The following is a 22,248-nucleotide window of genomic DNA, read 5'->3' on the forward strand; positions in this document are numbered from 1 at the left end:
CGGCGCGGACCCTAGCCCTGGGGGCGGAGGGTCGGGATGGCCCCGGTGTGCGCGGCGTCGATGTTCTCGCGCCATGAGCGGGACTGCCCGGCGCGCAGGGCGCACAGCACGAGCAGGAACCAGCCGGCACCCACCAGCGTGAAGCTCTCGAACATCGAATCGACGGCGAGCGTCACGAGCGTGATCGGCGTCCACGCGTAGACCACGGATCGGCGCACGCTCGCCACCAGCCAGGAGCGGATGAGGGCGACTCCTCCCAGCAGCAGGAACAGCACGAGGCCGGCCGTGCCGAGCTGCAGCAGCACATCGAAGAACGCGTTCAGCGCGCTCTGGTGGTGCTCGCCCAGCTGGAAGTTGATGAACGTGAACGGATACTCCCCGCGAGCCCAGTCGCCGAACCAGCCCCACCCCGTGATCGGCTTGATCGACACGAAGTCGAGGATCATGTTCCACAGGGTCGCCCGCATCGAGAAATCGGAGCCGGCGTCCAGCAGCGCGATGATCTGGTGCCGCAGCGCGAACGCCACCGCCAGGGCGAGGGCGACCAGCGCCCCGAGGCCCCACTGGACCATGGTGCGACGCGCGGGGGAGGTGTGCCGCACGATCGTGAGCGCCACCGTCACGATGCCGACCGCCACCGCCAGGACGAGCACCGTCGGCGAGGAGGACAGGAACGCCAGCCCGCCGGCGAGGGCGATCGACACGACCGCGAGCGGCGGGTCCACCGACTGCGTGCGCCACTCGATCACGAAGGTGATCAGCGCGATCACGGCGATGAAGCCGAGCATGTTGCGGCTGCCGAAGACGCCCTGCACCGGTCCGCCGAGCGCGAGGTCGCCCTGCACGCCGAGGAACGAGAACGGGATGTCGAGCAGCACGCCGGACAGGATCTCCACGCCCAGCGAGAGCGTCAGGAGCACCCGCAGCGCGTCGCCCAGCGCCCGCACGGTCTGGAGGGTGTCGCGGATGTGGCCGACCGTGATGGCGAGGAACGCGAAGCCCAGCAGGGAGAGCCAGCCGAAGAACGTGTCCGAACGATCGGTCGTCCACACCAGGCTCACCAGTGCCCAGCCGAGGAACGCGATCAGCGACGAGGGCGCGAGGCGCAGCAGCGACAGCTCCTCGCGGCGCACCCAGAGGATCGCGGCTCCCAGCACGCAGAGCAGCGTGACGATCGTGGCGAGGGTGACGGGAGACGTCATCCGCTCGATCAGGAACGAGCCGAACACCGCCAGCAGCACCGCAAGCGTGAAGGCCCGCGCGAACTCCGCCGACCCGAGGAGCCGGGTGATCGTGCGACCCGGCGTCACGGCACCCGCCGCTGCGTCGTCCCGCGCTCGAACACGAGGTCGCGCTCACCCACGCCCACGAGCGGCACGGACTTCAGCTTGAACGACAACAGGACCAGCAGCAGCCAGCCCCACAGCATGATCGGCGTGGACTCGGTCAGGCCCTGCACGAGCAGCACGATGGTGTAGAGGCTCGGCAGCAGGGTGATCGGCGAGAACGGTCGGTGCGCGTCGAGGTCCCACCGCGGACGGTCGACCGCGAAGAACCAGGAGCGCCACAGCAGGCTGCCGTAGGCGACGGCCATCAGCACGACGCCGAGCACGCCCAGCTGCAGCAGCACGTCGAGCCACATGTTGTGCGCGTGGAACACCGTGATGCCGTGGTCGACGATCCAGTGGTCGAACGCGGGATCGCTCGGCACCCACGGGCTGGAGAAGCCGTTGCCGAACAGGGGGTGCTCGCCCGCGCGCTCCAGGACCTTGGTCCAGATCTTCTCCGAGCGCCCGGTCAGGTCGGCGCTGCGGCCGAGGAGCGACAGCAGGGGCCCGCGCAGCAGCCAGACGGCGGCCCCGACGATCACGGTCGAGCCGATGGCGACGACGTACACGCGCGTGCGGGCGCTCGGGGTCGACGCCCGCCGCATGACCAGTGCCACCACCAGCACCACCACAGCGGCGCCCGCGCACACCAGCGCCGTGGCGGAGGAGGTGCGCAGCAGGAAGTAGGCCGCGAGGATCATCCACAGCGCGAGGGTGGTGCGCCACCGCGCCCGTGCCGCGAACAGCACGCCGAACGTGATGAGAGCGAACAGCGACACGATCGCGAGCAGGTTCGCGTTGCCCACGATGCCCTGGATGCGGCCACCGTCGAACAGGTTGTCGCGCACCCAGTACCACTGCGGGTCGATCTCGCCGTCCGGCAGGTCGACGAAGTTCGGCAGCAGGGGGCCGTGCAGCACGAGGGACACCCACAGCTCGAGGGCGAGCGACAGTCCGAGGATCCACTTGAAGGCGGAGGACAGCGCGCGCACGATCTCGTGCCAGGTGAGCACGTGCGCGATGAAGAGGCCGTTCACGGTGACCGCGGCGAGCAGCAGCCCGGTCGCGATCGTCGGCCCGCGCCACTGCGACCATGCCACGGACACCAGCGCGAGTGCGGTGTAGCCCAGCGCGGCCCACGGCAGGCGTCGCCAGCGGAAGGGCTGCGGACGACGACGCGCGAGCATCGGGATGCCGATCGCGAGGGTCGCGACGGTGAAGAGTCCCAGCACGGCGGCGGCGCCGACCACGCCGAGCAGGTTGTAGACGGCGGAGTGCGCGAAGGCCACGAAGAGCACGAGGATGACGTACCCGCGCAGCAGCAGGTGCCCCGTCGACTCGCGCTCCGGCGCGGTGGGAAGGGGGGCCACCGGGTGCTTGGTGTACTGGGCCATCGCGTTCAGGCTACCGCGACGGACGCGCGGCGATCCTGAGCGCCGCAGCGGGGCTCTACGCTGGGGGCATGCTGCTCGCGCTCACGAACGCCCCCCGCGACTACGCCTGGGGATCCGAGACCCTGCTGGCCGATCTGGAGGGGCGCACCCCGACGGGCGCACCGGAGGCCGAGGTGTGGTTCGGCGACCACCCCGGCGACCCGGCGGAGGTCGTGGGCGACGGCACGCTCGACCGCGTCACGGGCGGCACCCTGCCCTACCTGCTGAAGCTGCTCGCAGCCGGGAGCCCGCTGTCGATCCAGGTGCATCCGACGATCGAGCAGGCGAAGGCCGGGTGGGCGAAGGAGAGCGCACGGCCCCTCGACGACCCCGAGCGCAACTACCGGGACGACAACCACAAGCCCGAGCTCATCGTCGCGCTGAGCGAGCGCTTCGAGTCGCTGAGCGGACTGCGCCCCGTCGCCGAGTCGCTCCGGCTCCTCGACACGCTCGCGCCGGGACCGGGGGTTTCCCGGCTCCGGGAGCTCCTCCAGCAGGAGTCCGACCCGCTGGGCTCCGCGATCGGCTGGCTGCTCGGCGGCGACGCCCAGGCGGAGGTCGACGAGATCACGGCCGCCGTGATCGCCGCGGCCGCGGGCGAGGCGGGGGAGTGGACCGAGACGGTGCGGGCGGTCGCCGGCATCGCGGGGCACTACCCTGGCGACCCCGGCGTGGTGGTGGCGCTGCTGATGAACCACGTCGTGCTGCGCCGCGGTGAGGGCGTGTTCCTGCGGGCCGGGCTGCTGCACGCCTATCTCTCCGGTCTCGGTGTGGAGATCATGGCGGCGAGCGACAACGTGCTGCGCGGCGGACTGACCCCGAAGCGCATCGACGTCGCCGAGCTGCTGCACATCCTCGACACGACGACGGGCGAGGTGCCGGTGCTGCGTCCGCAGGACGGCCAGGCGATCACCGAGTACCCGGTGCCCGTGCCGGACTTCGCGCTGCGGCGGGTCGCGCTGGACGGCGAGCCGGTGACGCTCGCGGTGGACGGCCCGACGATGGTGCTCGCGACCTCGGGTGCGGTGCGGGTGGCCACGGCGACGGGGGAGGAGCTCACGGCGGCGGTCGGCACGGCGGTGTTCGCGGACGCCGAGGAGCGCACGCTCACCCTCGGTGGTGCGGGCGAGGCGTTCGTGGCGACGCCCGGGCGCTGACACGACCGCGACACGCCGACGGGCGTCCATGAACCTTCAAGAATCCGTTGAGGGTTTACGATCCGCGACTTGACCCGAGCGAATCACACCGGTGTAATTAGGTGAGCACGGCCCGCCAGGGGGGCGGTTTTTGAAGGGTTGGAGGTCGACATGACGGGTTACCGTTCCGATGTGCCGGAGAACTGGTTCGTCGATCCGGTCAACCTCGGTGTTCCCGGGGTTCGCCGGTCCGACCCGGACGACGACAACGCCCTCGCCTGGCAGAGCGACGCGCTCTGCTCGCAGACCGACCCGGAGGCCTTCTTCCCCGAGAAGGGCGGCTCGACGCGAGACGCCAAGCGCATCTGCACCGCGTGCGACGTCCGTGGCGAATGCCTCGAGTACGCGCTGAGCAACGACGAGCGCTTCGGCATCTGGGGCGGTCTCTCCGAGCGCGAGCGCCGCAAGCTCAAGCGCCGCGCCAGCTGAGGCGATCACGCCGCGCGGCTTCGCGGGCGCGCCGGGGTCCCTGACCCGACGCCGACGATCGCGCGCATAGGCTGACCACGTCATGCCAGCCCGAGTTCACGCCATCATCGTCGCGCGCCCCGGCCCCTCGGCCCGCGCGCAGCTGCTCCGCACACTCGACGCCGTGCGATCCCAGACGCTCGCCCCCGACGCCGTCACGCTCGTCCTGTGCGGGGATGCGGCGACCGCTCGCGAGAGCGAAGCCGTCGCGAACACGGTGGAGGGCATCATCGAGGCGCGGCCGTCGACCTCGTTCGCGGAGGCGATCGATCTCGCCAGGCCTCGGGTGCCGGAGGGGTCTGCGATCTGGCTGCTGGCCCAGGACACCGCCCCCCACCCGCGGGCGCTCGAACGACTCGTCGGCACGCTGGAGCGCTCGCCGTCCGCCGCGATCGTCGCCCCCAAGGTCGTGGCCACCGACAACGACCGGGAGATCGTGTCACTCGGTGTGAGCATGACCGCGCTCGGCCGATCGGTCGAGCTCGCCGCCGGGGAGCTCGACCAGGGCCAGCACGACCGCATGGACGATGCGCTCGGCGCCGACATCCGCGGCCTGCTGATCCGCGGGGAGGTGCGCGACGCGCTGCGGCCCGACCCGGCACTCGCGGGCGCCGACGAAGGACTCGACCTCGGGGTGCGCGCGCGCCTGGGCGGCGGGCGCGTCGTGCTCGCGCCGAGCGCCCGGGTCTCCGCCGCGCCGGACGGCCCCGCCGCCCTGCCCTCCGGGCGCTCCCGCCGCGCGTACGTCACGCGCCTCGCGCAGCTGCACCGCCGTCTGGCCTATGCGCCCCTTCCGGCCGTGCCGCTGCACTGGCTGTCTCTGCTGCCGCTCGCGCTGTGGCGGTCGATCACGCACCTGATCGGCAAGCGACCCGAGGCCGTGCTGCCCGAGTGGGGCGCCGCGCTGGCCGCGATGCTGCGATTCGGGGCCGTCGCCCGCTCGCGCGCACGCATCCGGGCCTTCCGCACGTCCTCCTGGGCCAGCATCGCCCCGCTCCGGGTGACCTCGGCGCAACTGCGCCGACGGCTCGACGACGGGCACGGCAGCGAGCACGGCGCGGTGAGCGAGCTGCGCTTCTTCTCCGGCGGCGGCGCATGGGTCGTGCTGGCCGCCCTGGTCGTGGGCATCGCCTCCTTCACCACGCTGCTCGCCTGGCCGGCCATCGGGGGCGGTGGCCTGCTGCCGCTGCGCCAGACCGTCGCGGCGCTGTGGGGCGACGCGGCCTGGGGCACCCGCGGACTGGGCGTCGACGTGGTCGGCCCCGCCGATCCCTTCGCCGCCGTGGTCGCGGTGCTCGGCTCGCTGTGGCCGGCCGGCCCCTCGTTCACCCTCGTGCTGCTGTGGATCCTGGCGCTGCCCCTGGCGGTGCTCGGCGGGTGGTTCGCCGCGACCCGTGTGACTGATCGCGCCGGACTGCGGATCTTCGCCGGGATCGCCTGGGCGCTGGCACCCACGTTCCTCACCGCGCTCGTCGACGGCCGCCCCGCCGCGGTGCTCGCCCACCTCCTGCTGCCGTGGCTGTTCCACTCCGCGGTCGTCGCGCACCGCTCGTGGGGTGCCGCGGGCAGCGCCTCGCTGCTGCTGGCCGCGGTGCTCGCCTGTGCGCCCTCGCTCGCCCCCGCGCTCGCTCTGCTGTGGCTCGTGACGCTGGGCATCGTGATCGGCACGGCCCAGTTCCGCGGCGCCGGTCGTCTGCTGTGGCTCCCGCTGCCCACGGCCGTGCTGTTCGGGCCGTTGATCTCCTGGCAGCTTCTGCACGGCACGCCCCTGGCACTGCTCGCCGACCCGGGACTCACGTGGGCGGCACCGCAGGCCGGAGCAGACGCGGTCGGCCGCCTCGCGATCGCCCTCGGCTTCCCGACGACCGACCTCGCGGGCTGGGCGACCGTCGCGCCCGGCGGTCTCGGCACGTGGGCGGCCCTCCTGTGCGCACCGCTCGCGCTGCTCGCCCTCGCCTCGGCCGTCTCACCGCGGTGGCGCGCGGGCATCACGCTGCTGGTGGTCGCCGTCGCCGGTGTCGCGACGGCCTTCCTCGCGGTCGGCGTCAGCGTCTCGTTCGCGCAGGGCACCCCCGTGCCGATCTGGCCGGGCACGGGGCTCAGCCTCGCGTGGATCGGAGTGCTCGGCGCGGCGACCGTCACGCTCGACACGGCGCTCCCGCTGCCGCGGCTGCGCACCGTGGCGACCACCGTCACGGCGGCCGCGCTCCTGGTGTGTGCCCTGCCCGCCCTCACCGCGTTCCACACCGATCGATCCGTGCTCACCAACGGGCCGGAGTCGACGCTGCCCGCCTACGTGGCCGCGCAGGCGGCGGGCGACCGCGCGATCTCGACGCTCATCCTCACCCCGCAGAACGACGGCGGACTCGCGGTCGAGGTGGTCCGCGGAGCCAGCGAGACCCTCGGGGCCCAGACCACCATGCTCTCGACCGCCGTCGAGCCCCAGGGCACCGACACCGGCACGCTCGCGGTCGACCTGATCTCCGCCCGCGACTTCGATGCACCGGCCGAACTCGCCGCGGAGGGCATCAGCTACGTGCTGATCGCCCAGGTCGCGGGCGAGGGCGACCGGGCCCGTGCGCTGCGCACGGCCTCGATCGCCGCGATCGACCAGCGCCCGGGTCTCGTCCACGCGGGCACCACCGAGCGCGGAGTGCTGTGGCGGCTCGAGGGCGACGCCGCGGCACCGGCGTCGCTCACCGCGGCGCAGGAGGGCACGGCGCGGCTCGTGATCACCCTGCAGCTGCTCGTGGTGCTGGCCGCGCTGCTGCTGTCCATCCCGACCAGGGCGTCGCGGCGTGCCGCCAGGGCGCAGTCGCGCATCGTCGGGCGGGCGCCGGAGGAGCCGATGGTGCTGCCGCGTCACGCCGAGGATCTCCCGGCCGCGGTCGTGGAGGACCCGCCCGTCGGCGCGGTCGAGGATCCGCAGGACGAACCGGCTCTGACGGACGAGGCCTTGGCGCCCATCGCCGAACCGGTTCCCGAGGCCGAGGTCGGGCCCGCGGACACCGCGGGGCCGGACGACGACACGCCCGCACCGCAGCCCGAGGAGGAGCGCCGATGAGCGGCAACCGCGCATTCCGGGTCGCCGCGACCAGCGCCCGCGTCGTGACGGGCGTGGCCGTCGCCGCCGCCTGCGTGATCGGGGTCGTCGCGGCCGTGCACGCACCCTGGCCCACCGTGGCGCACGAGCCGGCGCAGGAGCAGGTCACTCCGCTGCCCGGCGACAGCGTGCTGGTCTGCAACGGCGACTTCCGGGCGCTCGGACGCGACTCGTCCGCACCGCTCGACATGACAGCGGCGGCAGCCCCCACGCTCACCACCGGCGGTACGTCGGGAGATCCGGCCTCGTCGGGAGTGGCGACGCCCGACCTCGCCGACGGCGACGAGGTCTCCGTGCTCACCGGCGCCGTGGAGGGCCGCACGGCTCCGCTCATCGCGGGCGCCGAGTCGTTCACCCTCGCCGCGGACGACCTGGCGGGCTTCGCGGCCACCCCGTGCACGGTGCCGCGCCTGGAGTCCTGGCTCGTCGGCGGTGCGGTGGGCACCGGCACCGAGGACATCGTCATCCTCACCAACGCGGCCGAGGTGCCGTCCACCGTCACCCTCACCGTGTACGGCGAGACGCGCGGCGGCCGCACCGTCATCATCCCGGCGCGCACGCAGACCGCTCTTCCGCTGACCTCGATCGCCGCCGGCAACGAGGCGCCGGTCGTCAAGGTGAGCGCGGTCGGGGCTCCGGTGCGCGCCGTCCTGCAGTCGTCGCTCGTGCGCGTGCTCGACCCCGCCGGCATCGACCTGCAGGAGGCCGTGGCCGGCGCGCAGCAGAACGTGGTCATCACGGGGGTCCAGACGTTCACGTCCGACGGCGACGAGGCCGACATGACCGTGCTGCGGCTGCTGGCACCCGGCGCCGACGCCATGGCGAAGGTCACGGTGCACAGCGAGGGCTCCTCGCCGACGACGGACGAGTTCTCCGTCCCGCTCGACCCCGACGTCCCCGCGCAGGTCGCGCTCAGCGGGCTCGAGCCGGGACGCTACACCGTGGAGATCGAGGCGGAGGCCCCGGTCGTCGCCGCCGTCCGCCAGCAGGACGGCTTCGGACGCGACACCGACTTCGCGTGGGTGACTCCGGCCGCCCAGCTCGACGACCAGGCCGCGGTCGCCGTGCCCGCCGGTCCCGCCCCGCGGCTGCAGCTCGCCAACACGGGCGACGAGGACGCGACCGTCACGGTCGAGCCGATCGACGGCGGTCAGCCGCAGGAGGTGTCGGTGCCGGCGGGGCAGACCCGCGGTATCGACGTGACCGCGCGGACGACCTATCTGCTGCGCACCACCGGACCCGTGCACGCCGCGGTGACCCTGACCGCGGCCGGTGCGCTCGGCGTGCTGCCGGTGCCGCCGTCGCCCGGCGTGGAGAAGTCGATCACGGTCTACCCCTGACCCCGGGACGGGGCGCGCAGTCAGTGGTCGTGGCCGAGGTCCCAGGGCTCGCGGCCGACGTACTCGGCGGCGGCCCGGAACACCGCGCTCTCGATCGCCATGCGGCGGTGCGCGGCGTCGTCGTGTCCCGGAGGGAGCAGCCGCTCGATCGGGATGCGGAACAGCACGATCCGCCGCCCCTCGCGGTCCAGGTGCCAGCGCGGCACCTCCCCGTCGCCCTCGGCCGCGGGCAGCGCCCCGATCTCGAAGCGCACCTCCTGCAGCTCGGGCCAGGTGCCGCGGAGGAACTCCACCGCAGTGCCCACCGTGAGGTCGAACCGGTCGAGCCGCCCGTCGAGCGGTGCGAGCGGCGGGCGGACGACCTCGCTGCGCCCGAGTCGTCCGTGGCGTCCGTGCCTCGCGCCGCGTCGGGCGGTGGGGGCGTGGGCGCGACGACGGGGCATGCCGAAAGTCTAGGCGCTGCGCGCGCGCTCGGCGCGGCATCCGCTCCGCTCGCGACGGGGGTCGTAGCGTGAAGGGGATGGACGGACGACTCTGCTCGAAGGTCGGCTGCGCGCGTGAGGCCGTGGCCACCCTCACCTACGACTACGGCGACCAGATGGCCGCTCTCGGACCGCTCGGAACGGCGAACGACCCGCAGGCGCACGACCTGTGCGCCCCGCACGCCGACCGGCTCTCGGTGCCGGCGGGCTGGCTCGTGATCCGCCACGAGGCCCTGCGCGCCTGATCCGACACGCGGGCGGAGGCACCGTGGCCCCTGCCGATTCCTGGGTACTCTGACGGCGGCGGTGTCACGGCGGCGCGGCCGGAAAGGCTACCGTGCTCGTCTGGCGTCGCTGGGTCCTGCCCCTGCTGCTCGTGGTCATCTTCGGCGCCTGCGCCGCCGCACTCGTGAAGATCGCCTTCTTCCCCGACCGGTCTGAGGCGATCGTGAGCCCCGAGGCGGGCATCACCGATCCGGTTGTGGCGGTCGAGCGGGGGGCCGTCGTCAACGCGCTCAGCCTGGACGGCACGGTCGCGCGCGACGAGAGCTATCCGGTGCGCAGCGAGCTCAACGGCACGGTCACTGCGGTGCACGTGGCCGACGGTGCGAGCGTCGCGGCCGGGCAGAAGCTGTTCACCGTGCGCCAGGACGACCCGCGCAAGGACATCGACGTGCTGGCGCCCGAGGCCGGCGACGTGTCGGAGCTCGCGATCGTGAAGGGCCAGGCCACCACGGTGGGCACGGAGACGTACACGCTCACCCCGGCCCGCTACCACCTGCAGGCGACCGTGGAGCCCGTGCAGCTGTACCGGCTCGTCAACGCGCCGACCGAGGCCACGGTGACCATCACGGGCGGCCCCGCCCCGTTCCCGTGCACGGGCGTGCGGGTGCAGGTGAGCGAGGAGGGCACCGCGAGCGTGCGCTGCGCGATCCCCGCCGATCAGACCGTGTTCGCCGGCCTGCCCGCCACGATGGATCTCGCGCTCGGACAGGTCGACGATGCGCTGGTGATCCCGGTCACGGCGGTGCAGGGCGGCGCTGGCACCGGAAAGGTGTGGGTCGACGCGGGCGACGGCGGCGAGCCGGAGGAGCGCGAGGTCGCCCTCGGCGTCAACGACGGTTCGATGGTGGAGGTGACCGACGGGCTCGCGGAGGGCGACAGCATCCGCCAGTTCGTGCCGGGCTTCGTCGCACCCGTCGAGGAGTTCTGCTACGAGATCTCCCCGGGCGTCGAGCAGTGCGACAGCGGGATGAGCTGGTGACGCTGGTCGCGCTGGAGGGCGTCGCCAAGAGCGTCCTCCTGCCCGACGACTCGCGCCTGGAGATCCTCCGCAGCGTCGACCTCGAGGTCGGCGCGGGCGACCACGTGTCGATCGTGGGACGGTCGGGTTCGGGCAAGTCGACGCTGCTCAACATCCTCGGCATGCTCGATGCCCCCACGTCCGGGACGGTGTCGTTCGAGGGGCGGGAGGTCCGCCGGATGCGCTCCGGTCGCCTCGACCGTCTCCGGGGTGAGAACGTGGGCTTCGTGTTCCAGCAGTTCAACCTGCTGCCCGGTCGCACCGCGCTGGACAACGTCATGATGCCGCTCGGCCACGCGCGTGGACGGCTGTTCTGGGACCGCCGCCGCATCGCCGCCGACATGCTGGAGCGCGTCGGACTCGGGCACCGCGTCGACCAGGTCGCCGACCGGCTCTCCGGCGGCGAGCAGCAGCGCGTCGCGATCGCCCGCGCGCTCGTACGCCGCCCGGTGCTGATCCTCGCCGACGAGCCGACCGGCGCCCTCGACATCGACACCGGCGCGACCGTGATGGCCCTGCTCGACGAGGTCGCGACCGAGACCGACGCCGCCCTCGTCACGATCACGCACGACCTGCACGTCGCGGCCCGCGCGCGCCGCCACTACCGCCTGGACGCCGGGCGGCTGGAGCCGGCCGACCTCACGAAGGCGTTCGAGGCGTCCACGCTCGCCGCCTCCGTGCCCGGGGCCGCGGAGGTCGCGTCGTGACCGGGTTCCTCGGAGCGCTCTCCGACGCCTGGGCCGAGATCCGGGTGCACAAGCTCCGTGTGCTGCTCAGCCTCATCGGCATCGCCGTGTCGGTGGGCGCGCTCACCGCGGTCGTGGCGATCTCGGAGTACCAGCGCCAGTTCCAGGAGGAGCAGTCGGACCGCTGGGGCGGCCGTGCGGCCACTGTGGTCGTGGCGGTGGCGGCCGACGACGGCACCCCGGTCGACGCGGACGAGGTGGACGAGCGCTTCCGCAGGGCCTCGGAGCGCTTCGGCTTCAGTCACACCGCCCGGATCGCCCAGGGCCTCTCGCTCGGCGTGGCGCTGCCCGACGGCGTGACCCCGGTGAACACACGGCTGGTCGACCCTGCGTACTCGCAGATCCACCGGGAGAAGCTGCTCGAGGGCCGGTGGCTGCACGACGGCGACCTCGAGGCGCTCGCACCGGCGGTGGTCATCAGCGAGCCGCTGTGGGAGCGCATCGGGCGGGTCCCGGTCGCCCAGCACCCCACGATCACCGTCACCGGAGACGCCGGCGGCACCTACCAGGTGGTCGGGGTCGTTCCGCGGCAGGGCTTCGGCGACGAGGAGCTCCGTCTGGACCTGCTGTACGACGCCTACCGTGACCGCGTCGACGCGCTGCCGGAGGAGACGTTCACCCAGTACGAGGTGTGGCTCGGCCCCGACGAGGTCGACGCGATCGCGCCGGTGCTCGCGATGGACCTCCGCGCCGGGCTGCCGGAGGGGCAGACGGTGTCGGTGAGCCGCTCGGACTGGGCGGCGCAACCCGGCACCGCCGACGCTCAGGCCACGTTCGAGATGGTCACGGGCGGCATCGCGTCGCTGATCCTCGCGCTCGGTGCGCTCAGCCTGATCAACATCCAGCTCGTCGCGATGCGCCAGCGGGTGCGGGAGATCGGGGTGCGTCGGGCCTTCGGCGCGAGCTCCGGCCGGGTGTTCTTCGCGGTGTTCCTGGAGAGTCTGGTGGCGACGACCGTGGCGGGGGCGATCGGCATCGCGATCGTCGTGGCGGTGCTGCGCTCCGAGTGGCTGATCGGCTCGATGTTCCCCGGTATCCAGGACATCCCGCCGTTCCCCATGCGGGCGGCACTGGTCGGTCTCGTCGCCTCGGTCGTGGTCGGCGCAGTGTCGGGCTTCATCCCCGCGCTCGTGGCGCTGCGGGTCAAGGTGATCGACGCCATCCGGTTCTGACACACGGGCGGTGCGTCCGCGACCTGATGGAACAATGGGCCCATGCCTGAGCTCGAGTACCGCATCGCCGATCTGTCCCTCGCCGACGCCGGACGGCACCAGCTGCGGCTCGCCGAGAACGAGATGCCAGGGCTCATGGCCCTGCGCGCGGAGTTCGGCGCGGCGCAGCCGCTCAGGGGCGCGCGCATCGCGGGATCGCTGCACATGACCGTGCAGACGGCCGTGCTGATCGAGACGCTCGTGGCGCTCGGTGCCGAGGTGCGCTGGGCCAGCTGCAACATCTTCTCCACGCAGGACGAGGCGGCCGCGGCGGTCGTGGTCGGCCCGCACGGCACGGTGGACGCGCCCGCCGGTGTGCCCGTGTTCGCGTGGAAGGGCGAGACGCTCGAGGAGTACTGGGCGTGCACCGAGCGGATCTTCGACTGGTCGTCGTCGGGCGTCGACGGCCCGAACCTCATCCTCGACGACGGCGGCGACGCCACGCTGCTGGTGCACAAGGGCGTCGAGTTCGAGCGGGCGGGCGTCGTCCCCGATGCCGCCGAGGGCGACCCGCACGAGTACCGTGTGATCCTCGACCTGCTCCGTCGGACCCTCACGGCGTCGCCCGACCGCTGGACGCGGGTCGCCGCCGGGCTGATCGGCGTCACCGAGGAGACCACCACGGGCGTGCACCGCCTGTACGAGCTCGCGGTGTCGGGAGACCTGCTGTTCCCGGCCATCAACGTCAACGACGCGGTCACGAAGAGCAAATTCGACAACAAGTACGGCATCCGTCACTCGCTGCCCGACGGGCTGAACCGGGCGACCGACGTGCTGATCGGCGGCAAGGTCGCGTTCGTGTGCGGCTACGGCGACGTGGGCAAGGGAGCGGCCGAGGCGCTGCGCGGTCAGGGCGCCCGGGTCATCGTGAGCGAGGTCGACCCCATCTGCGCGCTGCAGGCCGCGATGGACGGCTTCGAGGTGGCGCGTCTGATCGACGTGGCCGGCGGGGTCGACATCGTCGTGACCGGGACCGGCAACCGCGACGTGGTGACGGTGGAGCACCTGCTGGCGCTCAAGCACCTCGCGATCGTCGCGAACGTCGGCCACTTCGACAACGAGATCGACATGGCGGGGCTGGAGGCGCTCGACGGTGCGGAGAAGGTCGAGATCAAGCCGCAGGTGCACGAGTGGCGCCTGCCGAGCGGTCGCAGCGTGCTCGTGCTCAGCGAGGGCCGGCTGATGAACCTCGGGAACGCGACCGGGCACCCGTCGTTCGTGATGAGCGCGTCGTTCACGAACCAGGTCCTCGCGCAGCTCGAGCTGTTCACGAACGCGGCGGCGTACCCGGTCGGGGTTCACGTGCTGCCCAAGGCACTCGACGAGAAGGTCGCGCGTCTGCACCTGGACGCGCTGGGCGTGCGGCTCACGACGCTCACCGAGAGCCAGGCGGCGTACATCGGGGTGCCCGTCGAGGGGCCGTACAAGCTCGACCACTACCGCTACTGAGCGCGGCGGAGAGGCGAGGTCAGACGCCGACGCGGCGACCCGTCAGCCGCTCGGCGCGGCGGTCTGCGTTCTCCAGGGCCCGCCGCTCGCGCTCCCGCCGCAGCACCGTGATGCCCACGAGCACGAGCTCGGCGGGGGCGGCGGGCACCGGCGACACGAACGGCGCCGCCTCCGCGAGCAGTCCCTGCGCCACCCGCTCGCGCGCGGCGGGCATCATCCGCGGCGCGCTCTCCAGGAACTGCGAGATGCGGCGCGCCAGGCGATCGGGCAGCCGGGCGACGTCGGCGATCTGCGCCCATCCGGCGAGCTGCGGCGGAAGCACGGGCGCGTGCCCGGTCAGCCGTGGCGTGCGCACGCGCTGGCTGTACGTGCCGGCGACGAGGTCGCCGAGTCGCTGCGAGCGGGAGGTGAACGCGCCCACCAGCACCGCCAGGCCGCCGAACGTGAGGTAGATCTCCAGCACGCCGAGGAGCGCGCGGATGAAGGCGTGCCGGAACCCGGCGGCGCCGCCGTCCAGGCGCACGATGCGCCCGCCGACCGCGAGCTTGCCGAGGCTGCGTCCCTTCAGGGCGACCTCCATCGTGATCGGCAGGACGACGAAGCTCACCACGAGCGCGGCGACGGTGGCGATGCGGTCGGTCGCCTCGTCGAGCACGCCGGCGTCGAGCAGCCAGATGCGCAGGAAGATCCACAGCACGAAGACGCCGTAGCCCACGAGCATGTCGATGATCGCTCCCGCGGCGCGGAGCACGAACCCGACCGGCTGCACGTCGATCGCGACCGCCTCACCGGAGAGCACCTCGTCGGAGACGTCGATCTGCGCGGACATGAGTACAGTAAATCAGGTGGATGCCGATGCCCTGACCGACGTCCGCCGGTCCGAGTGGGAGCGGCTGGATCAGCTCAGCCGCGCTCGCCTCGACGGCGCGGGGGTCGACGAGCTCATCGTGCGCTACCGCGCCGCATCCGCCGACCTCGCCGAGCTCAAGACCTCCGTCGGCGACTCGCCGCAGGGCGCCTACCTCTCGACGATCCTGGTGCGCGCGCGACTGCGGCTCACCGGCGCCTCCGACAGCATCCTCACCCAGGTCGGGCGCTTCTTCGGGCTCCAGCTCCCCGCCGCCCTCTACCGGCTGCGCTGGACCACCCTGATCATCGCGGTCGCGTTCATCGCGGTCGCCGTGGGCGTCGCGGGCTGGATCGCGAGCGATCCGGCGCTGGTGGCGACGCTCGGCCCGCCCGACGCCCTGGAGCAGTACGCCGACGAGAGCTTCACCGGGTACTACACCGAGAACCCCGCTGCCGTGTTCATGGGCATGGTGTGGACGAACAACGCCTGGATCTCGATGCAGTGCGTGCTGTTCGGCGTCACGGGCATCTGGCCGATCTACATGCTGCTGCAGAACGCCCTCGGGCTCGGCACGTCGGGCGCGGTCATGGCGGCCCACGACAAGGCCGACCTGATGGTGCTCTACATCCTGCCGCACGGCATGCTCGAGATGACCTGCATCTTCGTCGCAGCCGCCGCCGGGCTGCACGTGTTCTGGGCGTGGGTGGCGCCGGGTCGCCGGTCGCGCGGTGAAGCGCTCGCGGAGGAGGGGCGGGCCCTCGCCACGGTCGCGATCGGGCTCGTCTTCGCCCTGTTCCTGTCGGGCCTGGTGGAGGGTTTCGTCACGGGCTGGGCGCTGCCGTGGCCGGTCAAGATCGGCATCGGGGCCGCGGCGCTCGCCGTGTTCCTCGTCTACATGCTCGCCATCGGCGGACGGGCGTATCGCCGCGGGGAGAGCGGCGACCTGGTCGAGTACGAGGCCGGCACGCCGCGGCTCGTCGCCGGCTGACGACGGCCCCGGTCACAGCCGTCCGGCGGCCTTGAGCTCCAGGTAGCGGTCGGCAATCCGGGGTGGGAGCGCCTCGGGGTCGGCGGCGATGGCCTCGCCGCCCGCCCGCCGGATCGCGTCGGCCACGTTCTCCGCGTCGCGGAGCGTCCGCTCGGCCGCTGCGGCGACGTACACCTCCTCGCGCGAGCCCCTGGCGCGCGCCAGTGCGGCGATCCCGTCGTCGGTGACCGAGCCGACCAGCACGGTCGTCGCCCGCGACGCGGTCGGGAATGCGCCGAGGAAGCCGCGTGCGGACTCCGCCGCGTCCTGCGCCGTGAGCGCGACGATCAGCGAGGGGCGCGTGGTCAGGGTGCGCACCGCCGCGAACGCGCTCTGCCAGTCGGTGTCCACCAGTCGTGCGTGCACGGGGGCCATGGCATCGGTGAGCGCGGGAAGGAGCGCGGTGCCGTCGACGCCGGTGACCCTGGCCCGGACGACCCGGTCGAACATCAGCAGGTGCACGTGGTCGCCCGCGCGGGAGGCGAGGGCCGCGAGCAGGAGCGCGGCCTCGAGGCTCGCATCCAGGCGGGTGCCGTCGCCCACGCGGGCCGCTGCCGTGCGACCCGTGTCGACGAGGATGACGACGTGGCGGTCGCGTTCCGGGCGCCAGGTCCGCAGCATCGTGGTCCCGGCCCTGGCGGTCGCGCGCCAGTCGATCGAGCGCACGTCGTCGCCCCGGACATACTCGCGCAACGAGTCGAACTCGGTGCCCTGACCGCGCACCTGGATGCTCGTGTTGCCGTCGAGCTCCCGCAGCCGGGCGAGCCGGGAGGGGAGGTGCTTGCGGGAGCTGAACGCGGGCAGCACGCGGATGGCGCCGCGGACGAGGTGGCGCGCCTGCCGTCCCGCGATGCCGAGGGGCCCGCGCGAGCGGATCACGACGAACTCGCTCACCAGCTCGCCGCGACGGCGAGGATGCAGCGGCAGCTCGACCCGTCCGCGCTCACCCGACGCGATGCGCAGGCGCTGGCGCTCCAGGGGCGCACCGGCGGTGGGCTGCCAGGCGTCGCGGATCACGGCGTCGAGCGTCCGCGTTCCGTGGTTGTGCAGGGCGACGCTGACCGGCACGGGTTCGCCGAGGCGCGCCCGCGCGGGCAGCCGGCGGGTGACGGTCACCGCGCGGGGACTCGCCGCCCGCACCACGTCGAACACCACGAGCAGGGCGCACAGCGCGAGCCAGCCTCCGAGCACGGCGTACGGCGGCACCCCCGCGAGACCGGTTAGGACCAGCGGGACGATGCCGACGGCGAGGGCGACGGCGAGGCGTCCGGTGACGAACACCTAGATCGGCACCCTGGTCTGCTGCACCACGGAGGTGAGCACCGCGTCGGCGGACACGCCCTCCATCTGCGCGTCGGGCCGCAGCTGCAGCCGGTGGCGCCAGACGGGGACGAGCATGGTCTGCACGTGGTCGGGCGTCACGGCCGTCGACGCGTTGAGCCAGGCCCAGGCCTTGGCGGCAGCGAGGAGTCCGGTCGAGGCGCGCGGGCTCGCGCCGAGCTCCACGGAGGGGGACTGGCGGGTGGCCCGTGCCAGGTCGACGACGTAGCCGAGCACGTCGTCCGTGACCTCGACGGCGGCGGCCGCGTGCTGGGCGGCGCGGATCTCCTCGGCGGACACCACGGCTTCGACGCCCGTGAGCTCGCGCGGCGAGAAGCCCTGCGCGTGGCGCCGCAGCACCGACACCTCGGCGTCGCGCTCCGGCATGCCGACGACGAGCTTCATCAGGAACCGGTCGAGCTGCGCCTCGGGGAGCGAGTACGTGCCCTCGTGCTCGATCGGGTTCTGGGTCGCGGCGACCAGGAACGGATCGGGCAGCGTGCGGCTCACGCCGTCGGCCGACACCTGACGCTCCTCCATGGCCTCCAGGAGCGCGGCCTGCGTCTTCGGCGGCGTGCGGTTGATCTCGTCCGCCAGCAGGATGTGCGTGAACACGGGTCCGGCGCGGAAGTCGAACTCGCCCGTCCTGGCGTCGTACACGAGTGAGCCGGTCACGTCGCCGGGCATGAGGTCTGGCGTGAACTGCACGCGCTTGGTGTCGAGCCCCAGGGCCCTGGCGAACGACCGCACGACCAGCGTCTTCGCGACGCCGGGCACGCCCTCCAGGAGCACGTGACCGCGGGCGAGCAGCGACACCAGCAGACCGGTGACGGTGCCCGCCTGGCCGACCACGGCCTTGTCGACCTCGGTGCGGACGCGGTGCATGGCCTGGCGCAGCGCGGCGTCGTCGATGGGACGGTTGTCGTCGGTCACGGGGTCTCCTCGGATTCCGGGGTGAGCGGGGGTCGGTCGGGGCGGCGGGGCGTCATCCGTCGTCGCTCCGCGCGGTGCGGGCCGTGTCCTCGACGGCGGTCTCGAGCTCGTCGAGCTGGCGCGCGAGGGCGATCAGGGCGGCGTCGTCGGCGGGTGGCGCTCCGGCGAGCAGCGCCTGCAGGGTGCCGCGGGGGATCCGCAGCCGGTCGGCGGCGGCGTCGGCGACCTCGTCGGCTCCGGCCTGGACGGCGAGCCCGAGCCGGACGGCGAGCCGTCGGCGGGTCCCTTCGCGCAGCGCTTCGGCCGCGTGCGGGGCGTCGGCGGCCTTGGCGGTGAGCCGGGCGCGTCCGAGCATCGTCTCCGAGGCCCGGACGGTGACCGGCAGCGTCTCGGCGACGAGCGGGCCGAAGCGCCGCCCTCTCGCCAACGCCACCGCGAGTCCGGCGGCGAGGAGCAAGAGGATGGCCGGGGTGACCCAGTCCGGCGTGAGGCTGCCGAGCGTGTCCGGTGCGGCGGTGCCCTCGACGTCGGAGTCCTGGAAGGAGGGGACGTACCAGACGAGGCGGTCGGACTGGCCGAGCAGCGCGAGGCCGAGGGCGGCGTTGCCGTTCTCGGCGAGGAAGGCGTTGCTGAACAGCTTGGTGCCGTCGACGATCGTGCGACGGTTGCCGTCGCGGTCGTCCACGAGCACGGCCGCGCCGCTGTCGTCGCCGAAGCAGGCGTCGACGCCGCTCGCGGGCGAGAACAGGCGGTCGGGCCGGATCGTGCCCACCTCGGCGAACTCGGGCACGGCGCAGTCGGCCGCGGCGGTGGAGACGCTGCCCGGCGCGGGCTCGCCGATCCGCAGTTCCCCGAGCAGGTGCGTGCCGGTGGAGAGGAAGACCACGCGTGCGGCCGGCGCGATGAGGTCGGCGATCGCGTCGTCGCTCAGGGTGTACGGGTTGGTCATGGCCAGCGTGGCATCGTCGTCCAGTGCGGCGCGGACCTCGGCGCGGCTGCGGGCGACCTCGACCTCGACGCCCCGGTCGCGGAGGATCTCGGCGAGGGCGAGCGCCCCCGTGTCGCTGCGGCTCTCCGGGTCGAGGGCACCGCGAGCGCCGGGGCTGCTGGCGGCGAACTGCGAGGCGGCATTGGCCACGACGAGCACGAGGATGCCGATGAGCGCCCAGCCGACGATCGCGCCCGTGCGGCGAGGGCGCCGCTCGGCCGTCGTGGCGTCCTGCGGGGTGACGAGGGTCATGCGGGTACCGCCTCCGGTCGCCGCGCGCGCAGGCGGTCGTCGGTCGCGGCGAGCTCGCGGTAGGTCTCCTCGGAGGCGGGGTGGCGCAGGTAGCGCACATCGTCGAAGGCGGCGGCGGCGCGGCGCATCGCGTCGGACTCCTCGGCGAACACGAGGCTCGCCGATCGTGCGATGGCCTGCGCGGTCGCGCCGGGCGCGGGGTCGATGAGGTCGCGTTCGAGGAGGCTGCGCGCGATGGCCCGGTAGCGCAGCACCACGGCCGTGTTCCAGTCGCCGTCGCGCGCGCTGCGCTCGGCATCGGTGCGCAGCTGCGCGGCGGTGCGGTCGTCGTCGGCGCCCAGCAGGTGCGCGTGGCCGCGACGTACCGCGCGGGACCGCCGGGGGCGCCCCCACACGAGCAGGGCCGTGATCAGGGCGGCGGCGATCAGCAGGACCACGGCGATGAGTGCGACGGGGCCGACGCTCTCTCCGTTGCCGGAGCTGAACAGATCGGCGAGGAACCGTCCGACGTCGCGGGCGAGCAGATCGAACCAGGTCGGCTTGGCGTCGGCGTAGCGCGGGTTGGCGAGCTCCTCCTCGGCCCACCGCCGCGCTTCATCGCCGTCGGGGATGAAGACCTCGTCGAACCGGAGCATCATGCGGAGCGGTCACCGCCACCGGGAGCCGTGCCGTCGCCCTCGGGCGCGGGAGCGGGCGTCGCCGGAGCCGCGGGACGCGGGGCCGGGGCGGGCGGGGGCGCGGGGGCGAAGGCCGGCGCGGGTGCCGGCGGGTACGCGGGTGCCGGCGGGAACCCAGGCACGGGCTGAGACGCGGGTGCCGGCGGGTACGCGGGGGAGGGCGCGCCGCCGAACCCCGGGGTCGTTCCGGCCGGCGGCGGACCGTAGGGATACGGCTGCGGCGGGGCCTGGGGGTACCCGTACCCCTGTGTCATCATCACGTGCTCCGGAACCTGACGCGGCGGCGGGGCGGAGGTGACGGCGCGGGCGGTGTCCACCACGAACGGGTCGCCGAGCTGGTCCTCACTCGCACCGAGGTCGAGGCGCTCCACATAGGAGAGGAGCGTCTGGTCCAGGCCCTCGTAGCGCATGCGGCAGTCGAGGTAGACCAGCACACCGCCCGTGCTCTGCACCACGATCGTGATCGCCTGCAGGATCAGCAGGAGCACCTGCGGGGCGAGGAGGGCGAAGACGTAGCCGATCACCGCACTCGGCTCGCTGGCGCCGGTCGGCGCGATCACGGTTCCGAGGAACGACGACACCAGCGCCGTGGGGATGCTCACCACCTGCATCGCCAGCCCCATGATGAGGCTGATCAGGAACGTCACTCCGAACGCGACCCAGAAGCGACCGCGCGTGAGACGCCACGACCGCACGAACGCGTCGCGGAAGCGGGCGCGCTCCAGCACCAGGATCGACGGGACGAGAAGCAGCTTGGTCGTCAGCCAGATGGTCAGGGGGATCGCGGCGATCGCCAGCAGGACCACCACGATGATCACGATGCCGATCAGCTCCGGCGTGCCGCCCAGACCGCCCGCGGTGAGCGCTCCGATGATGGCGACCACGATCGCGATGCCGCCGAACATCGCGAGCACCGAGAGCGATGCGAAGCCGGCGAGCCGCCAGAACGCGGGGAGCATACGGCGCCAGAGCATGCGCAGCGAGGCCTTCCGCCCGACGGCGGCGTACCCGATGTCGGCGGCCACCACGCCCTGCATCATCGCGGTGAAGGCGATCGACGCGAGCCCGACGATCAGCCCGGCGATCACGTTGATGGCGATCGTGCCGGCGAGCACGGCCTCGAAGTCGGGCGACGAGGGAGACACCGTCTCGAGGCGGGTGAAGGTGGTGAACAGCACGACACCCATGACACCGGCGGTCGCGATGACGACGACGAACTGGATCACGACGGCGAACCCGAACAGCACCTTCGGGTTGTGGCGGAGCGCCGCGAAGGCCTTGCCGAGCAGCATGCCGAACGTCAGCGGATGAAGGGGGATGATCCCCTTCTTGGGGGCTGGGGTCCACGTCTGGCCGCTCACGGGCCTCCCTCCGTCGTGCGCTCCCATCGTGTCATATCCTCGCGGTGAGGCGCAGACCTGCGGAGGGCGGTACTCGGTGCCATAAGGTAACAGTTATGACCTCACGCATCCTCGTGGTCGACGACGACACGGCGCTCGCCGAGATGATCGGCATCGTGCTGCGCACGGAGGGCTTCGAGCCGGTCTTCTGCGCGGACGGCGCGCGCGCGGTCGACGAGTGGCGCGCACAGCGTCCCGACCTGGTGCTGCTGGACCTCATGCTCCCCGGCATGGACGGCATCGAGATCTGCACGCGGATCCGGGCGGAGTCCGGGGTGCCGATCATCATGCTCACGGCGCGCAGCGACACCGCGGACGTGGTGCGTGGCCTCGAAGTGGGCGCAGACGACTACATGGTCAAGCCGTTCAACCCGAAGGAACTGGTCGCCCGCATCCGCACCCGGCTGCGCCCGACCCCGCAGACCACCAGCGAACAGCTGCGCATCGGAGACCTCACGGTCGACGTCGACGCGCACGAGGTCCGCCGGGGCACCACGCCCATCGCCCTGACGCCGTTGGAGTTCCAGCTGCTCGTGGCCCTCGCCTCCAAGCCGCAGCAGGTGTTCTCGCGCGAGATGCTGCTCGAGCAGGTGTGGGGCTACCACTACAAGGCCGACACCAGACTGGTGAACGTGCACGTGCAGCGGCTGCGCGCGAAGGTCGAGCTCGACCCGGACAACCCGAAGATCGTGATGACCGTGCGCGGTGTGGGCTACCGCGCCGGCAGCGTCGCCTAGGCGCA

At 73.0% G+C, this 22,248-nt stretch carries 20 protein-coding genes; 11 read left to right on the forward strand and 9 right to left on the reverse strand.

From position 1 onward, the window contains the following. Positions 1–11: 11 nt before the first annotated feature. Both ACFWCH_RS11890 and ACFWCH_RS11895 read right to left on the reverse strand, forming a co-directional pair. Complete coding sequence (locus ACFWCH_RS11890) at positions 12–1,310, reverse strand: O-antigen ligase family protein (RefSeq protein WP_136029864.1); 1,299 nt, start codon at positions 1,308–1,310, stop codon at positions 12–14. Continuing rightward, on the reverse strand, positions 1,307–2,722 hold the full coding sequence (locus ACFWCH_RS11895) for an O-antigen ligase (protein WP_136029863.1): 1,416 nt from the start codon (positions 2,720–2,722) through the stop codon (positions 1,307–1,309). The genes ACFWCH_RS11890 and ACFWCH_RS11895 overlap by 4 nt, the downstream gene beginning before the upstream one ends. A gap of 68 nt (positions 2,723–2,790) precedes the next feature. Here ACFWCH_RS11895 and manA point away from each other — a divergent pair, with 68 nt between their 5' ends. The 4 genes from manA to ACFWCH_RS11915 all read left to right on the forward strand — a co-directional run bounded on the left by manA (position 2,791) and on the right by ACFWCH_RS11915 (position 8,868). Beyond that, positions 2,791–3,918, forward strand: coding sequence for a mannose-6-phosphate isomerase, class I (manA, locus tag ACFWCH_RS11900; RefSeq protein WP_247638605.1), 1,128 nt, complete (start codon positions 2,791–2,793; stop codon positions 3,916–3,918). 150 nt (positions 3,919–4,068) lie between these two features. Continuing rightward, positions 4,069–4,386, forward strand: a complete 318-nt coding sequence (locus ACFWCH_RS11905) for a WhiB family transcriptional regulator (protein WP_136029858.1) — start codon at positions 4,069–4,071, stop codon at positions 4,384–4,386. An 82-nt stretch (positions 4,387–4,468) separates the two neighbouring features. Next, on the forward strand, positions 4,469–7,489 hold the full coding sequence (locus ACFWCH_RS11910) for a glycosyltransferase (protein ID WP_378803579.1): 3,021 nt from the start codon (positions 4,469–4,471) through the stop codon (positions 7,487–7,489). Next, positions 7,486–8,868 (forward strand): DUF5719 family protein, encoded by a 1,383-nt coding sequence (locus ACFWCH_RS11915; RefSeq protein ID WP_378803580.1) that lies wholly within the window; start codon positions 7,486–7,488, stop codon positions 8,866–8,868. The genes ACFWCH_RS11910 and ACFWCH_RS11915 overlap by 4 nt, the downstream gene beginning before the upstream one ends. A gap of 20 nt (positions 8,869–8,888) precedes the next feature. On the opposite strand, the gene ACFWCH_RS11920 is transcribed toward ACFWCH_RS11915, so the two are convergent. Beyond that, positions 8,889–9,311 carry a hypothetical protein gene (locus ACFWCH_RS11920; RefSeq protein ID WP_240744592.1) on the reverse strand — a complete coding sequence of 141 codons (423 nt, stop codon included), beginning with the start codon at positions 9,309–9,311 and terminating at the stop codon, positions 8,889–8,891. A gap of 77 nt (positions 9,312–9,388) precedes the next feature. On the opposite strand from ACFWCH_RS11920, the gene ACFWCH_RS11925 reads away from it, so the two are divergent. The 5 genes from ACFWCH_RS11925 (at position 9,389) to ahcY (ending at position 14,059) form a co-directional block, all read left to right on the forward strand. Further along, positions 9,389–9,595, forward strand: coding sequence for a DUF3499 family protein (locus ACFWCH_RS11925; protein ID WP_136032271.1), 207 nt, complete (start codon positions 9,389–9,391; stop codon positions 9,593–9,595). A 92-nt stretch (positions 9,596–9,687) separates the two neighbouring features. Beyond that, positions 9,688–10,614, forward strand: a complete 927-nt coding sequence (locus ACFWCH_RS11930) for an efflux RND transporter periplasmic adaptor subunit (RefSeq protein ID WP_136036380.1) — start codon at positions 9,688–9,690, stop codon at positions 10,612–10,614. Further along, positions 10,611–11,360 carry an ABC transporter ATP-binding protein gene (locus ACFWCH_RS11935; protein ID WP_136032267.1) on the forward strand — a complete coding sequence of 250 codons (750 nt, stop codon included), beginning with the start codon at positions 10,611–10,613 and terminating at the stop codon, positions 11,358–11,360. The genes ACFWCH_RS11930 and ACFWCH_RS11935 overlap by 4 nt, the downstream gene beginning before the upstream one ends. After that, complete coding sequence (locus ACFWCH_RS11940; protein ID WP_378803581.1) at positions 11,357–12,571, forward strand: ABC transporter permease; 1,215 nt, start codon at positions 11,357–11,359, stop codon at positions 12,569–12,571. The genes ACFWCH_RS11935 and ACFWCH_RS11940 overlap by 4 nt, the downstream gene beginning before the upstream one ends. A gap of 42 nt (positions 12,572–12,613) precedes the next feature. Next, positions 12,614–14,059, forward strand: coding sequence for an adenosylhomocysteinase (gene ahcY / locus ACFWCH_RS11945; RefSeq protein ID WP_136036381.1), 1,446 nt, complete (start codon positions 12,614–12,616; stop codon positions 14,057–14,059). A 19-nt stretch (positions 14,060–14,078) separates the two neighbouring features. Here ahcY and ACFWCH_RS11950 read toward each other — a convergent pair whose 3' ends face one another. Further along, positions 14,079–14,888, reverse strand: a complete 810-nt coding sequence (locus ACFWCH_RS11950; RefSeq protein WP_247638607.1) for an RDD family protein — start codon at positions 14,886–14,888, stop codon at positions 14,079–14,081. A 16-nt stretch (positions 14,889–14,904) separates the two neighbouring features. Between ACFWCH_RS11950 and ACFWCH_RS11955 the strand changes: the two genes are divergently transcribed. Further along, positions 14,905–15,897 (forward strand): stage II sporulation protein M, encoded by a 993-nt coding sequence (locus ACFWCH_RS11955; RefSeq protein WP_247638608.1) that lies wholly within the window; start codon positions 14,905–14,907, stop codon positions 15,895–15,897. A 12-nt stretch (positions 15,898–15,909) separates the two neighbouring features. Here the strand turns inward: ACFWCH_RS11955 and ACFWCH_RS11960 are convergent, their stop codons facing one another. Genes ACFWCH_RS11960 through ACFWCH_RS11980 form a run of 5 tightly spaced genes read right to left on the reverse strand, consistent with a single transcriptional unit; the run spans position 15,910 to position 21,467 of the window. Next, the gene (locus ACFWCH_RS11960; RefSeq protein WP_136035404.1) at positions 15,910–17,217 is read right to left on the reverse strand and encodes a DUF58 domain-containing protein; all 1,308 of its coding nucleotides are present in this window, start codon (positions 17,215–17,217) and stop codon (positions 15,910–15,912) included. Then, complete coding sequence (locus ACFWCH_RS11965) at positions 17,218–18,189, reverse strand: MoxR family ATPase (RefSeq protein WP_136035405.1); 972 nt, start codon at positions 18,187–18,189, stop codon at positions 17,218–17,220. Between the two features lie 52 nt (positions 18,190–18,241). Next, positions 18,242–19,429 (reverse strand): DUF4350 domain-containing protein, encoded by a 1,188-nt coding sequence (locus tag ACFWCH_RS11970; RefSeq protein ID WP_378803582.1) that lies wholly within the window; start codon positions 19,427–19,429, stop codon positions 18,242–18,244. After that, the gene (locus ACFWCH_RS11975; RefSeq protein ID WP_378803583.1) at positions 19,426–20,067 is read right to left on the reverse strand and encodes a DUF4129 domain-containing protein; all 642 of its coding nucleotides are present in this window, start codon (positions 20,065–20,067) and stop codon (positions 19,426–19,428) included. The genes ACFWCH_RS11970 and ACFWCH_RS11975 overlap by 4 nt, the downstream gene beginning before the upstream one ends. Beyond that, positions 20,064–21,467, reverse strand: a complete 1,404-nt coding sequence (locus tag ACFWCH_RS11980) for a hypothetical protein (RefSeq protein WP_378803584.1) — start codon at positions 21,465–21,467, stop codon at positions 20,064–20,066. Before ACFWCH_RS11980 ends, ACFWCH_RS11975 begins: the two co-directional genes overlap by 4 nt. A gap of 95 nt (positions 21,468–21,562) precedes the next feature. Between ACFWCH_RS11980 and mtrA the strand changes: the two genes are divergently transcribed. Next, positions 21,563–22,243 carry an MtrAB system response regulator MtrA gene (mtrA, locus tag ACFWCH_RS11985; protein ID WP_136032889.1) on the forward strand — a complete coding sequence of 227 codons (681 nt, stop codon included), beginning with the start codon at positions 21,563–21,565 and terminating at the stop codon, positions 22,241–22,243. Positions 22,244–22,248 lie beyond the last annotated feature (5 nt).

The organism is Microbacterium sp. NPDC060132 (assembly GCF_042729675.1).
Classification (GTDB): Bacteria; Actinomycetota; Actinomycetes; order Actinomycetales; family Microbacteriaceae; genus Microbacterium; species Microbacterium sufflavum.